Genomic DNA, 13,451 nt, shown 5'->3' with positions numbered 1-13,451 from the left:
GAGGGGAATGGCTTATATATGACAAGTTACCCAACCTTTTTAAGATCTTACCCCATGGTTCCAGTAACGCACTCAATGATGTGCACGAAACAGTTTGACGACTGTCTTTGGAAGTCACATGAACAAAGACCATTCACTGCGTCCACTTCAGCTATTTCTTATCCAGCTGCAATTTACAGGCATTCATCTGCAGGGAACTAAAATCAACTTGGCTGAAGGCTCCCGTTCGTTTAATCAATGATTGTAACTTCTACCGTTTTGCGGCCAAAGCTAGTGGCATCAGAAGTGGTAGGCACATGAAGATCAATACGATTTCCCTGGATAGCTCCTCCTGTGTCACCAGCCACAGCCCTCCCATAGCCCTCCACATGTACTTCACTTCCAAGTGGGATCACATCGGGGTCGACCGCTACCACCTTTTTATCTGGATTATTATTTAAGTCAATTCCTGTAGCCGTCTTTCCACTGCACCCTTTACAGTCCGCTGTATAAGCAGTTGCTTCCATCGTAACAGTTTCTTCTTCCTGTGAATCCTGCTCATGTTCCGGACCAGAGCTGCTCTGTGCTGAAGAAGTGCTGTTCGTAGGGGAAGGAGAGCTGTCTTGTTCAGGTGCTGATTGTGTCTGCTTGTTGCTTTGCCCAGACGTTGATGGCTTGCTGCCTATTGTGACCAGCCTGTCCTTCTTTTCTTTCACTTTTTCTTCTTTTACAAGTTTCCTTGATACCTCTTCTCCATCTTCAAGAACCACTTCATACTTCTTTTCAAGAAGTCCTTTTTCTCCTTTTTCGCTTACTCTTTCCTCTCCGCTTTCCAGACTGTCATCCTTGGAAGTCACAGTTTTAAAATCTATCTCCTCTTCCACTACATCGGTGATTTTTTCTACCCTGGTCACTTGAATTTCTGTTTCATTCGTAAGCTTTTCCTTGAGTTCCGGTTTTACCCGGTCGTCTTCCTCAAGGATAACCTCAGCTTCCTGTAAAAAATCAGCGACAGTAGTCGAAGTGGTATAAAGCTCTTTTTCTTGACCATCGACAATTACACTTACTGGAAAAGCTTGTTCGTACCTCAGTGCTAATCCTTCTTCCACAGTCTGGTCAAGGTCATGACTAATATAGTCGTGTTTATTTACTTCTACTTCCAATTCTGATGTTAAATCTTCAACTGTTCGTGCTGTCGTCCAAACCTCGTCAAAGTCATCCCCTATCATTACTTCAACTTGTACAGCCCTTGTCCATTCAACCGACATATTGTTTTCTATCGGAGAGGTAAGGTCAGGGCTTACATCATCAGCATCTTTCACTTGCAACCCTTGCTCCCTGAACAATTCTTCTACCGTTTGGGCATGAGTGGCTGCTGTTATTTCTTCCATTTCATCAACCACAATAGTCACTGAAGACTTTGCCATTTCATATATCCCATATGTAGAAATAAAAATTATCAGCATGAAAGCAAATAAGGCCATCAGCTTCTTTCTCATGCTCATTGTTAAAGGCATGAGTCTCTGCTTAAGGTCCATATTTTCTTCTCCTCCTAACTAGCGTGCTCTTTTCCATAAGGTTTACAAATATATAAAGAGACGTAGGGTCTCCCTTTCGCTGCCATGTATAAACGTACTGTTCTATACAAGATCAGAAGTTAGCTTCTTCCCCTCCTTATGTCAATAAAAGAAGCGCTGGCATATGTTGACATTATGCAAAAAACAGGGGAAAAGGAGAAGAAATATTTATCGACTAATTCAGCATTTGTAAGGATTCCTAAAGAAAAAAACTCACGTTTGGAGGAGAATGTACAAGATCCGCTATCAAAATTACTTAGTTAATGTTGAAAAGTTTTTTTGCATTGCTTGTCGTTTGCTCCGCTACTTCTTCCAGAGAAAGTTCTTTCAGCTCAGCAATTTTCTCGGCAACAAGCTTCACGTAAGCAGGCTCATTTCTTTTTCCTCTGTATGGGTGCGGAGCAAGAAATGGACAGTCCGTTTCAACAAGAAGCTTATCCATGGGAATTTCCTTTGCTACTTCCTTTGGCCTTTTAGCATTTTTAAAAGTCACCGGCCCTCCAAAGGAGATATGAAAATTCATTTTTAAGCACTCTCGGGCGATCTCTAAACTTCCCCCAAAGCAGTGCATGATTCCTCCTACTTCTTCTGCTTTTTCTTCCTTGAGAATATCTACTATATCCTGATGTGCATCTCGATCATGAATGACGATTGGAAGGTTTACTTTCTTTGCAAGTCGTATTTGCTTTCTAAAGACCTCTTTTTGGACCTCCTTTGGTGATTTATCCCAATGGTAATCGAGCCCCATTTCTCCTAATGCTACGACTTTAGGATGTTCAGAAAGCTCCTCTAACCATTTCAAGTCATCTTCTGTCATATCTATCGCATCAACGGGATGCCAGCCTACAGAAGCATAAATAAAATCGTATTTGTCAGCCAGGGACAGAGCTCCTTTGATTGTTTTGCGGTCAAACCCGACCACATTCATTAAACGAACTCCTTCGCCCCGCGCTTTTTCAATGACTTGTTCCACATCCTCTTCAAATTGATCTGCATTTAAATGAACATGTGTATCAAACAACATTATGAATCCTCCTCAGCTCTTTTGTTCAGCTTCTACTATCTTTGTACTATACATAAGCCCTGGGCTTTTCTTCAAGAATCGTGTGTAAGCCCATGTAGTACCATTGATAAAAAAGTCCGGCTTAAGCCGGACTTCTCTCACTAAATTAATTCACTTTCGCTCCGTTTGGAAGACTGTCATCAATGGTTGCCAAGGTAAGCTGCTTTCCTTCTGATCCGGCAAGAATCATGCCTTGTGACATTTCGCCGCGAAGTTTTACAGGCTTTAAATTCACCACACAGATCACTTTTTTGCCGACGAGCTCTTCAGGCGTATAATATTTTGCAATGCCAGAGACAACCTGTCGTTTCTCGTAACCTAAATCCAGCTGGATTTTTAACAGCTTGTCTGCTTTTTTAACTGGCTCTGCTTTCAGCACTTCTGCTACTCGTAAATCTACTTTAGAGAAATCCTCTATGGTAATTTCAGTATCTTGTGCGTTTTCTTCTGGGTCTTTCCTTTCACTGTTCTCTTCTTCATTTGTTTTTACTACTCCGCCCATATCGCGAATAATATTAGCGGTTTCTTCTTTTACATCAAGACGAGGGAAGAGAGGCGTTCCTTTTTTTACGACGGTAGTCCCTTCCGGTATCTTTCCAAATTCCTTCATTGTTTCCCACTCAGTTAACTCATTTGAAATCCCCAGCTGCTTCCATATCTTCCCTGGTGTTTCTGTCATGAATGGCTGAATAAGAATGGAAATATACCGCAGGGATTCAGCAAGATGGTACATCACCGCGCCAAGCTGTTCTTTTTCTCCCTCATCTTTTGCCAGAATCCAGGGCTGTGTTTCATCAATGTATTTGTTTGTCCTGCTCACGAGCTGCCAAATAGCTGTAAGAGCCACAGAAAACTCCATGTCTTCCATTGCTTTCTCGACTTTTGTAACTGTGGCATTTACCAACTCCACCAATGAGTTATCAAAAGAAGTGCCGTCCTTTAAGTACGCTGGTAAGGAGCCTCCTAGATACTTATTAATCATAGCTACAGTTCGGTTTAGTAAATTTCCAAGGTCATTGGCCAGGTCATAGTTCAACCGATCTACGAAGCTTTCCGGAGTAAAGACTCCGTCGGATCCAAATGGCACTTCACGGAGAAGATAATAACGAAGGGCATCCAGGCCGTAGCGGTCAATTAATGGGACAGGGTCTACGACGTTTCCCTTTGATTTCGACATTTTTCCGTCTTTCATAAGCAGCCAGCCATGGCCAAACACTTTCTTTGGCAGCGGCAGATCCAAAGCCATTAACATGATCGGCCAGTAAATAGTGTGAAAGCGTACGATCTCCTTTCCAACTAAGTGAACGTCTGCCGGCCAGTATTTCTCATATAAATCAGGCTGATCTGTTCCGTATCCTAATGCTGTGATATAGTTAGACAACGCATCAATCCATACGTACACGACATGCTTAGGGTCGCTTTTTACAGAAACTCCCCATGAAAATGCCGTTCGTGATACAGCCAAATCTTCAAGTCCCGGTTTAATAAAGTTGTTAATCATCTCATTTTTTCTTGTTTCCGGCTGTATAAACTGAGGGTTTTTCTCATAAAACTCAAGGAGCCGGTCAGCGTACTTGCTCATTCTAAAGAAGTAAGACTCTTCCCTTACTTTTTCTACAGCTCTCCCGCAATCCGGACATTTCCCATCTTCCAGCTGGTGTTCTGTATAAAAGGATTCACAGGGCGTACAGTACCAGCCTCATAGTGGTCAAGATAAATGTCTCCCTGCTCTTTTAGCTGCTCAAAGATCTTTTGAACTACCTTTTTATGACGGTCCTCGGTCGTTCGGATAAAATCATCATAGGAAATATCAAGTTTATCCCATAGATTTTGAATGCCACTGACAATCTCATCAACAAATTCCTGTGGACTTTGGCCTTTTTTCTTCAGCTTTCCTTTCAATCTTTTGACCATGTTCATCGGTTCCCGTTAAATAACGCACATCATATCCACGAAGACGCTTGTATCTTGCCATGGCGTCTCCGGCTACAGTCGTATAAGCATGACCAATATGAAGCTTGTCACTTGGATAATAAATAGGAGTTGTAATATAGAAGGTTTCTTTTTGCTTTGCCATTTTATTTCCTCCTTCATGTATTTTGATATTTGATGTTCTTTTCATCTGCCTGCTTCATTCCTCTCACCTTCCAATCTTACATCTTTGTTAAAAGGCGAGAGTCTAAACAAAGAGATGCTTTCTTTTCTCTAAAAAGACATAAAAAAGCCTTCATCCTGCTAAGGGACGAAAGCTTCGCTCACGTGGTACCACCCAAATTTCTTTGTTTCATGTGAAACAAAGGTCTCTTCTCACTGCTCTGCTGCCAGACATATTTGCAGTGTTCCATATAACGCTGGAGACGTTTCACCCTTGTTGGCTTTCAACTCGAAAGAACTCCTCTTGGCCCATTTTCTGCGGTTCTGCCTCACCGGTTCTCACCTTTTCCGGCTCTCTGTGAGAAGCTTCTTCGCATACTCTACCCTTCATCGGATTTACATCTATGGTTTCCATATTTCCTGTCTTTTAAAAAAACTATATCGAAGGAGAAGAACATGTGTCAAGCTTCCTTGAAAAGGATAGGAAGAATTATTTGTAATTTCCATTTTTTGTATCCGTTGATTTTTGGTTTCGGTGCATTTTGTCGAAAATTATTAATCATAGTTTGCTAGTTTGTATTAACAAAGGAACACTTTTTACATAAAACGCCTTTATAAAAAACTATTTTTCTATTTTTCCTATATATTTTCAATTTCTTCAAATTTCTTCAATATTTTTTTATGCATAATAATTGACGTCTTTTCTAAAGATTGGTATATTTAGAAAGAAGAAAGAGAAAATTGTCGAATATTGACTCTTCCTACAAAGCTATGAAAATATAAGGAGGATTTATTAATGAAATCTACTGGTATTGTACGTAAGGTTGATGAGCTTGGCCGTGTAGTTATTCCTATTGAATTGCGTCGTACGTTAGATATTGCAGAAAAAGACGCTCTTGAAATCTATGTAGATCATGACCGCATTGTACTGAAAAAGTACAAGCCTAACATGACTTGTCAGGTTACTGGTGAAGTATCTGATGACAACGTATCCATTGCGGACGGAAAGATTATCTTAAGCCCTGAAGGCGCAGAAGAAGTAATTAAGGATCTTCAGTCATACGTCGATAAGCACAAAACAAACGCATAAGCTTTATAGATAAAGAGATAACAAGCTTACACTTAAAAATGTATTTCTTATAGATAGAGAAAAAAAGGCAAAGCCTCATCAGGCTTTGCCTTTTTTATTGTGGCATAGAGTCTTTGTTTTCACTATCCCCTTTTAATCCAACTCGTGAAAAGCCGAGTAGACTTCACGCTTTGGAACCTCTCTATCCTTTGCAGCCTGCTTTATCGCCTCTTTTGAAGACATCCCTTCCTTGATGTAGCTCTTCACATGCTCAGCAGGATCCAGAGCCTGCCACCACGCCTGTTCTTCAACCGGAGCTTTTCCAGTCCCCTGAACAATGAGACAGCATTCTCCTTTGACTGGCTCTTTTTCTAAAGCTTCCCTGATGGTAGTAAGGGTTCCACGGAAAATTTCTTCATGCCGCTTAGTTAACTCTCTGGCAAGAGCTGCTTCTCTATCTCCCACTGCTTTTCAATATCTTCAACCGTTTTACCAATTCGGTATGGGGATTCGTAAAAAATAACCGGGCCGTCTACATAGGAAAGTTTATCCAGGATTTCTGCCTTCTCTTTGTTTTTTCTTGCAAAAAGCCATAAAAGTAAAAGGGACCTCCTGCTAACCCTGATGCAATAAGGGCAGTGACAGCAGCATTTGCGCCAGGAAGAGGAATCACAGAGAAACCCGCACGAACACAGGAAGATACAAGCTCCTGTCCTGGATCTGAAACGAGTGGAGTGCCAGCATCACTGACCAAGGCTACTGTTTTCCCTTCTTTTAAGTAGCCCAGCACTTTTTCTTCCTTTTGTTCTTTATTATGTTCATGATAGCTGTCAAGCGGGCCGGGAATTTCAAAGTGAGTACAAAGCTTTCTCGTCTGCCTTGTATCTTCAGCTAAAATCACATCTGCTTCCTGAAGGATACGAACTGCCCGGAAAGTCATGTCTTCCAGGTTCCCTATGGGTGTCGGCACAAGATATAAGTGGCCTTTATCGGCCTCAGCTGTATGATAGCTTTTTTGCTGGTTCATTTACTTTCCCCCGAATCAATTAAGTTTTTCTTCTGGGCTTTAGTTAGTTTTTTTATTGCTCGTTCAGCTTTCAGAGCTTCTGACTTTGTGGAAAAAGAACTTTCATACACAAGGGAAAGAGGTGCTCTTCCCCTTGTATATTTCGCTCCCTTTCCCATCTCATGTGTGATCAGCCTTTTTTGCACATCTGTAGTGTAACCGGTGTAATAAGTGCCATCCCCGCACTTTAAGATGTACACAAAGTGCTTATTTTCCTTCATAATAATTTTGAAACTCCTTTGTATAGCTTCCTTTTTCATCATAAACAAACAGAGGAGGAAGGCAGGCCATCCCTGGCTTTCCGTCTTTTATTCCTTCGAGAAGAACGATGTTTGCATCTCTGTCTTTCTTTGGGTGAATAAACTTCACTCTTTTTGGTGCTATTCGATGCTTCTCAAAAAGCGTTATCATCTCTGAAAGCCGCTCTGGACGATGCACCATTGCCACCTTACCTTTTTGCTTTACAACTTGGCTGCATGCGTGAATGACTTCTTCCAGACTGCAGTATATTTCATGGCGGGCAATAGCAAGGTGTGGATTTTCATTATATTCTTTCTCCCCTTTTGTAGCAAAATAAGGAGGGTTGCACGTCACCAAGTCAAATTTAGCAGACCCTGCTTCCTTCGCCACTGTAATGATATCTCCTTGCTTAATTGTCACTTGCTTTTCTTTTTTATTGATTTGCACACTTCTTCGAGCCATATCACACAGCAGCGGCTGGATTTCCACGCCAAGGATAGGTACCTGACTTCTTTCTGTAAGTACAAGGGGGATGATGCCATTTCCAGAGCAAAAATCTATGATATTTCCTTTTGTTCGCGGTACTGAGCAAAACGGGCCAGCAACACTGCATCAATGGAAAAAGAAAATACCGAAGGGCTTTGAATAATTTGAAGCCTTCCTTTATTAATGTAATCAAGCCGTTCTCCCTCTTTTACCTCTTTCATTCCTTCTTCTCCTTTCTTTTACCTTTTTTCTTTTATAAGTAAATGATTCCTGAAAAAAGGCCTTTCCATCATGGAAAGGCCTCTTCATTATTTTTGATTTAAAAAGGATAGGCAAAAGAGACAATCTCCATCTACCCGCAAGCTTCCGTAATGGAGGTTGCAGATATGGAACCTTCATGGTAAAGGCGGGCGAGATTATCATATCCTTCTCCAGGATTCGCTTTAAGGTGGGGAGTTGGTTTTTCAGTCTCTTTCTTCTCTGCTTCTTCTTCCTTATTGTCAAGCCTCTTTCGCAAGTGCTTGTTTTCAAGCATGAGAGCCTGGTTTTCCTCTATTAACATGACAAGCTGCTCTTTTAATTCTCCTAACTCATCGTGCAGAGCTCCTATTCTCTCTTCCATATGAATGACCTGGGAGAAAATTTCTTTTTTGTTCACTTTTTTCCCACCTCGCCATCCTTTCGCCTTAGCTCGTCAAGGAGCCTTCATCCATTATTTCTTCCAGGGAGTATTCAAGAACCCGGTCCGGGTCACTGAGAGATACTTGGATTACTCTTTCTAAGATATTTAAACCAATGACTTTTCCTTTTCCATCCGGTGTTTTAATTTGCTGGCCTACATCAGGTAATTCCTTCTTGGCTGTTTCATATGTGTCATTTTCGTATTTTAGACAGCACATTAAACGACCGCACAAACCAGATATTTTTGCCGGATTTAAAGATAAGTTTTGATCTTTTGCCATCTTGATTGAGACTGGCTCAAAATCACCCAGGAAAGTTGAACAGCAAAGTATACGTCCGCACGGCCCTACGCCACCGAGCATTTTCGCTTCATCACGTACACCAATCTGACGTAACTCAATCCTTGTCCGGAAAATAGAAGCAAGATCCTTGACGAGTTCCCTGAAATCAATACGCCCGTCCGCAGTAAAGTAGAATAATACCTTATTTCGGTCAAACGTATACTCTACTTCCACCAGCTTCATATCCAGCTTATGTTCATTAATTTTGCTAACGCAAACATCATAAGCCTTTTTTGCAAGCTGCATGTTTTCAGCCACATTCTGATTGTCTTTTTCTGTGGCCAGTCGAATCACTTTCTTCAATGGGAGCACAACATCGTCTTCTCCTACTTCTTTTGTTCCCAAAACGACTTTCCCATATTCTATGCCACGGGCTGTCTCAACAATCACCCATTGTCCTTCTTCTATAGCTAAGTCACCAGGTGAAAAATAATATATTTTCCCTGCTTTTTTAAATCGTACTCCTACCACTTGATGCAAGTTACAATCCCTCCTGTAAACGGAGCAGTAAACGCTCCATTAAGAGCTGTGGGTTAACATTGGCTTGCAGCTGCCGCTTCGCTTCCAGTACAGCCTGTAACTGACTGGTAACCTCCAGTTCTGTCCGTTGAAAGGCTTCTGCCTTCAATTGATCCCGCTGTTCTGGAAAAGCCAGACCTGTTTCCTCATGTCGTACAGTAAGAAGATCCCGGTACCAGAAGAGAAGCAAATCTAACCCCGCATCCAGCTCTTCTCTATCCTTAAAATGGGCAAGCCACTTATCCTGCAGCGTTAAGAGCATTTGATGAGGCCTATTTAACGCCTCTTCCGTCAATTGTATCACTAGACTTCTTCCTTGTACAATCCACTCTTTGTCCTCGTTATACCTTTCTAGGAGGTGGTCTGGAAGTCTGGCAAGAAGCGGTGCGACACTTTCGCCGATGCCTTCGGATACAAGCAGTTTTGCTTTCCTTTCATAAGAAGGTGGTGCAAAGGTGAGAACCTGCGACCTAGAAATAACCGTTTCAAGTAAAAAATGGATATTTTCAGTAAGCAGAATTGCCAGCGTTTCCCCTTCTGGTTCCTCTAGAAACTTTAAGAGGCTATTGGCAGCACTTGCTGTCATTTTATCAGAGTCATTGACGATATAAACCTTTGTAGAAGACTCCATTCCTTTATATCCAAATTCTTTTTGAAGCTGTTCTACTTGTCCTTTTTTTATTGACTTCCCATCCGGCTCCACTAGAAGAACATCAGGATGATTTCCATGTCTTATCCGTGTGCAGTCTTTGCATGAGCCACAAGGCACCGTTCTATGATGTTTACTACAAAACATCCGCTGGGCAAGGAGAATGGCTGTTTCCTTTTTCCCTGCACCTCTGGTTCCTTCAAATATATAGGCATGAGCCAGCCGATTTTTTTCAAAGCTTCGTTCAAGCATTTGAAAGACCGTTGGCTGTTGTTTTTTCATTGTCTCCCAATCCATATGATCCCTCTATCATTAAAACTTTTCAAATTGTTCTACAGGCATAATAAACACTGTTGCCCCGCCCACTTGCACTTCTACAGGGTAAGGCACATAAGAATCAGCATTGCCTCCCATTGGTGAAACAGGAGCTACCAGCTGTTCTCTTGCTTTACAGTTCCCTTGAATAATCCCAAGAACGTCTTCCACCTCTTCGTCCTTCACCCCGATCAGAAACGTTGTATTGCCTGCTTTTAAAAACCCGCCTGTACTAGCTAATTTCGTGGCTTGAAAATTATTCTCCACCAGAGCATTAGACAAACGGTTACTGTCCTTATCTTGAATCACGGCAATAATAAGTTTCATATTAACCCCTTCCTTCGTAATAATCTCCCGTTTCAGCTGCTCTCCCAATCTTGGATAGCGCCAGGGTCGTAATAGGGAGAGCATGGAAGGGAGAACTCTTTACTGTTATCTTACTGGATTGCTCTTACAATGAAAATCCTTTTTTTAAAAGAAGCAGGCTGCGGCTTACAAGTTTGGTAAGGCAGGAGAAATGATTTGTTTTACCTCATCGAGAACGTTTTCTATCTCCCTGTTTGCATCAACCTTATGTATTCGTTCGGGGAATCTCTCTAATAATTTGTGATAAGCCTCCCGCACTTGGTCATGAAACTCAATTTTTTCCATATCTAATCGATTAACCTCGCGGCTGTTGTTCTTTTGGATTCTCCTCATTCCTGCCTGAGGCTCAATGTCCAGGTAAATGGTCAAGTCAGGCATGTACTGATCAATTGCAAATTCATTGATAGCCAGGACTTCCTCTATTCCTATGTTTCTAGCGTATCCTTGATAAGCCAGGCTGCTGTCAATGAATCTATCACAAAGAACAATCCCGCCTTGTTTAAGGGCAGGAATAACCTTCTCCACTAAATGCTGTCTTCTTGCAGCAGCATACAGCAATGCTTCTGTCCTGCCTTCCATTGCCGTGTTTTGGGGCGTCAGTATAATATGACGGATTTGTTCAGCAATATCTATTCCCCCGGGCTCTCTCGTTTTAATTACATGGTATCCCGATTCTATTAATTTCTCATAATAAGCTTCTATCACCGTTGTCTTTCCAGCACCTTCGCCGCCTTCAAATGTCACGAATAAACCATTCTTTTTCATTTTCGTCATCCTTTATATATTCGTAGAGTCATACACTTATCTGTCTCTTTTGTTCCTCCCTGAATTCTTCCACCTTCCTTAAGCCAGGCACTTAACGCATCCAACCGGGGACGGTCAATTTTCTCACCCTTTAACAGCAAAGGTACACCAGGAGGATAGGGAATCATGTCCTCTGCAGCTATTTCTCCTTCTGCCTCCTCAAGGGACATGAAATGATGCCTTTGTTTTCAAGTTCCTTTATCGGAAAAGATAGCCTTGTAATAGGAGGAAACGGGAAGGACCAAACTCTCCTGGATGACTGTATCTCTTTGTAAACAGCCATTTTTTTCACTGCTTTTCTTATTTTTTCTGCTGCTATGTCCCAGGGGAAATCACTCGATAGAGGCAGAACCAATAAAACATGCCGGTGGTCAGCTAGTTCTGGGTAGACCCCCTCTTTTTGCAAAAAAGATTGAAAAACCCATCCTGTTTGGGAGAAAGGCGCCTTGAGAGTGCATTTTAGAAGATCATCCTTTATGCCAGGAGGAGGAAACACGATATCCAATTCTTCTATTTGCTGGAGTTCTTGTCGAAAAGAAAGAAGAGAGTTTTTTATCTTCTGTTTGTCTTCTTTGGTTAAGAGAGCCAGATAGCTTCTTGCCATATCCAGTGACATCATAATGGGATAAGATGGACTGCTTGATTGAAGCATTCCAGTATACTCCTTTGCTTTTTTCAAAAGCCTGGAGCTTCTTTTCACATGTAAAAATGCGCCCATTGTCATAGCCGGTAATGTTTTATGGGCAGATTGAACAACCATATCAGCCCCTGATCCAATGCTTGTATGGGAAAAGGTTCTCCATAAACAAAATGTGCACCATGAGCCTCATCTACTAACACTACTCCTTCCTGCTCATGAACATACTCAATAATGTTGTGCAGAGGAGCAGCCCACCCGTAGTAAGTAGGAGATGTTAATACAATCCCTTTGATTCCTTTATATAATTGAAAAGCTTCCTTTATTCTTTCGATCGTTACTCCAAGTGAAAGTCCTGTCTTATTGTCATAAATCGGCGATATAAATACAGGCTCGACCTTAGCAAGCCTGAGGCCGTTAATGACTGACTTATGAGCATCTCTTTGGACAGCTACTTTATCTCCTTCTTGAAAAGCAGACATGATCATAGCAAGGTTCCCAGCAGTCGAGCCGCCCACTAAAAAGAAAGTTGATAACGTTCCGTATAAATCTGCTGCAAGATCCTGTGCTTCCCCTATGACCCCCTCGGGTTCATGAAGGTCATCTAATCCCTCAAGTTCTGTGAGATCAAAAGGCAACAGAGAGGAAAAGTGTTCCTTGGAAAAGGTGGGAAATACAACTCCATTCTTGTGTCCTGGAACATGAAAAGAAAGAGGAGAGCTGCCTGCAAAAGCTGCAACTTTGTCATATAGAGGACGTTTATACTGATTATTCATCGTTTACAATCCTTTTTTACATTCATTCCTTAACCATATATTCTTTTAAAAAAAAGACAAGCCCTTCTCTTCAGGAAGTCAGCTTGTTAGTCTTTATCTCTCTAAGTCTTTCAATATAAAAGCGGTAATTTGGATCCTCTGTGGTCGCCTGAACAATATCCTGCTCACACTCTGAGCAAATAAAAGCTGTTACAATATGAATCCCTTTTTCTTTTTTTCTTTCACATATTAAACATAATTCAGTTACACTAGAATCGCTTTCATTTCTCGGTTTCATAGTTTTCACCCCTTACACATAGGATGGCCACTTTTTTGCTTCTTATACAAAGTCGTCACGATTTCACTTGTTCTTCTAGTAGCATACGCGTCAACAACAAGGAATGTGCCTATTTTTTCCTTATGGTCATAAGGAAAAAGCGAGTGGGACGTTTCTTCTCCCAAGACACCGAGAAACAAACATTGTTACATTTGTTGTTGATTTTTGTGAAAAAAGCTCGATTGCACCCCCCATGGTACAAGTGACACATCCATCCGTGCTTCATTTCATTCGCATTCACAATATTTTCTATGCCTCGAGCATGGCCTGAGCTTCCTTGACATAAGCACCGGGCAGAGATTCTTCGCATCACATGCTATCCCCGAATCCATCTGCTCTTTTATCTGATCAACAGTGGACAGCAACAGAGCCTTCAAAAAATAGGTGTACAGCTTTGAGTGCTCCCAGGAGATTGTTTCTTTGGTAGACATGAAAAAAAGCACCCATAACATGGGTGCTTTCAGATTTTGCCT

Annotated in this window: 12 protein-coding genes, 5 pseudogenes and 1 other annotated feature; of the genes and pseudogenes, 1 reads left to right on the top strand and 16 read right to left on the bottom strand. The window is 41.6% G+C overall.

Annotation, left to right across the window (positions count from 1 at the left end):
- Positions 1-230: 230 nt before the first annotated feature.
- The 3 genes and pseudogenes from JCM19033_RS17910 to metG form a co-directional block, all read right to left on the bottom strand.
- Positions 231-1,517: a G5 and 3D domain-containing protein gene (locus JCM19033_RS17910; protein ID WP_054637336.1), complete on the bottom strand. Its 1,287-nt coding sequence runs from the start codon at positions 1,515-1,517 to the stop codon at positions 231-233.
- Positions 1,518-1,812: 295 nt separating this feature from the next.
- Positions 1,813-2,580: a TatD family hydrolase gene (locus JCM19033_RS17905; RefSeq protein WP_054637335.1), complete on the bottom strand. Its 768-nt coding sequence runs from the start codon at positions 2,578-2,580 to the stop codon at positions 1,813-1,815.
- Between the two features lie 145 nt (positions 2,581-2,725).
- Positions 2,726-4,696, bottom strand: a pseudogene (gene metG, locus JCM19033_RS17900) (methionine--tRNA ligase).
- 158 nt (positions 4,697-4,854) lie between these two features.
- Positions 4,855-5,113: a binding site (T-box leader), on the bottom strand.
- Between the two features lie 396 nt (positions 5,114-5,509).
- Between metG and JCM19033_RS17895 the strand changes: the two are divergent.
- Positions 5,510-5,803, top strand: a complete 294-nt coding sequence (locus JCM19033_RS17895) for an AbrB/MazE/SpoVT family DNA-binding domain-containing protein (RefSeq protein ID WP_054637334.1) — start codon at positions 5,510-5,512, stop codon at positions 5,801-5,803.
- 132 nt (positions 5,804-5,935) lie between these two features.
- Here JCM19033_RS17895 and rsmI read toward each other — a convergent pair.
- The 13 genes and pseudogenes from rsmI to JCM19033_RS17835 all read right to left on the bottom strand — a co-directional run bounded on the left by rsmI (position 5,936) and on the right by JCM19033_RS17835 (position 12,939).
- Positions 5,936-6,809 (bottom strand): annotated as a pseudogene (gene rsmI / locus JCM19033_RS17890) (16S rRNA (cytidine(1402)-2'-O)-methyltransferase).
- A complete protein-coding gene (locus JCM19033_RS17885) occupies positions 6,806-7,069 on the bottom strand; it encodes a GIY-YIG nuclease family protein (protein WP_054637333.1) in 264 nt (87 codons plus the stop codon). Before JCM19033_RS17885 ends, rsmI begins: the two are co-directional and overlap by 4 nt.
- A pseudogene (locus JCM19033_RS17880) lies at positions 7,056-7,795 on the bottom strand (tRNA1(Val) (adenine(37)-N6)-methyltransferase). Before JCM19033_RS17880 ends, JCM19033_RS17885 begins: the two are co-directional and overlap by 14 nt.
- An 87-nt stretch (positions 7,796-7,882) precedes the next feature.
- A pseudogene (yabA, locus tag JCM19033_RS17875) lies at positions 7,883-8,232 on the bottom strand (DNA replication initiation control protein YabA).
- A gap of 28 nt (positions 8,233-8,260) precedes the next feature.
- A complete protein-coding gene (locus tag JCM19033_RS17870; protein ID WP_054637332.1) occupies positions 8,261-9,076 on the bottom strand; it encodes a stage 0 sporulation family protein in 816 nt (271 codons plus the stop codon).
- A 1-nt stretch (position 9,077) separates the two neighbouring features.
- Positions 9,078-10,061, bottom strand: a complete 984-nt coding sequence (gene holB / locus JCM19033_RS17865; protein ID WP_054637331.1) for a DNA polymerase III subunit delta' — start codon at positions 10,059-10,061, stop codon at positions 9,078-9,080.
- 15 nt (positions 10,062-10,076) lie between these two features.
- Entirely contained in the window at positions 10,077-10,406 is a 330-nt protein-coding gene (locus JCM19033_RS17860) for a cyclic-di-AMP receptor (RefSeq protein ID WP_054637330.1), read from the bottom strand.
- Positions 10,407-10,571: 165 nt separating this feature from the next.
- On the bottom strand, positions 10,572-11,210 hold the full coding sequence (gene tmk, locus JCM19033_RS17855; protein ID WP_054637329.1) for a dTMP kinase: 639 nt from the start codon (positions 11,208-11,210) through the stop codon (positions 10,572-10,574).
- A 5-nt stretch (positions 11,211-11,215) separates the two neighbouring features.
- Positions 11,216-11,419: a hypothetical protein gene (locus JCM19033_RS17850; RefSeq protein WP_054637328.1), complete on the bottom strand. Its 204-nt coding sequence runs from the start codon at positions 11,417-11,419 to the stop codon at positions 11,216-11,218.
- Complete coding sequence (locus tag JCM19033_RS26470) at positions 11,389-11,754, bottom strand: hypothetical protein (protein WP_269758361.1); 366 nt, start codon at positions 11,752-11,754, stop codon at positions 11,389-11,391. Before JCM19033_RS26470 ends, JCM19033_RS17850 begins: the two co-directional genes overlap by 31 nt.
- 54 nt (positions 11,755-11,808) lie before the next feature.
- Positions 11,809-11,967 (bottom strand): annotated as a pseudogene (locus JCM19033_RS28420) (arginine decarboxylase); the annotation flags it as partial.
- Between the two features lie 2 nt (positions 11,968-11,969).
- The gene (locus tag JCM19033_RS17840; protein ID WP_054637326.1) at positions 11,970-12,662 is read right to left on the bottom strand and encodes an aminotransferase class I/II-fold pyridoxal phosphate-dependent enzyme; all 693 of its coding nucleotides are present in this window, start codon (positions 12,660-12,662) and stop codon (positions 11,970-11,972) included.
- 70 nt (positions 12,663-12,732) lie between these two features.
- Entirely contained in the window at positions 12,733-12,939 is a 207-nt protein-coding gene (locus JCM19033_RS17835; RefSeq protein WP_054637325.1) for a sigma factor G inhibitor Gin, read from the bottom strand.
- Between the last annotated feature and the right edge of the window lie 512 nt (positions 12,940-13,451).

The organism is Thalassobacillus sp. C254, assembly GCF_001310615.1.
The sequence above is the reverse complement of the archived record's forward strand: the minus strand, read 5'-3'. Positions and strand labels throughout refer to the sequence as shown.

Coding starts and splice junctions, on each gene's coding strand:
- JCM19033_RS17910 (WP_054637336.1), bottom strand. CDS start 1,517: ATGGACCTTAAGCAGAGACTCATGCCTTTAACAATGAGCATGAGAAAG.
- JCM19033_RS17905 (WP_054637335.1), bottom strand. CDS start 2,580: ATGTTGTTTGATACACATGTTCATTTAAATGCAGATCAATTTGAAGAG.
- JCM19033_RS17895 (WP_054637334.1), top strand. CDS start 5,510: ATGAAATCTACTGGTATTGTACGTAAGGTTGATGAGCTTGGCCGTGTA.
- JCM19033_RS17885 (WP_054637333.1), bottom strand. CDS start 7,069: ATGAAGGAAAATAAGCACTTTGTGTACATCTTAAAGTGCGGGGATGGC.
- holB (WP_054637331.1), bottom strand. CDS start 10,061: ATGGATTGGGAGACAATGAAAAAACAACAGCCAACGGTCTTTCAAATG.
- JCM19033_RS17860 (WP_054637330.1), bottom strand. CDS start 10,406: ATGAAACTTATTATTGCCGTGATTCAAGATAAGGACAGTAACCGTTTG.
- tmk (WP_054637329.1), bottom strand. CDS start 11,210: ATGAAAAAGAATGGTTTATTCGTGACATTTGAAGGCGGCGAAGGTGCT.
- JCM19033_RS17850 (WP_054637328.1), bottom strand. CDS start 11,419: ATGTCCCTTGAGGAGGCAGAAGGAGAAATAGCTGCAGAGGACATGATT.
- JCM19033_RS17840 (WP_054637326.1), bottom strand. CDS start 12,662: ATGAATAATCAGTATAAACGTCCTCTATATGACAAAGTTGCAGCTTTT.
- JCM19033_RS17835 (WP_054637325.1), bottom strand. CDS start 12,939: ATGAAACCGAGAAATGAAAGCGATTCTAGTGTAACTGAATTATGTTTA.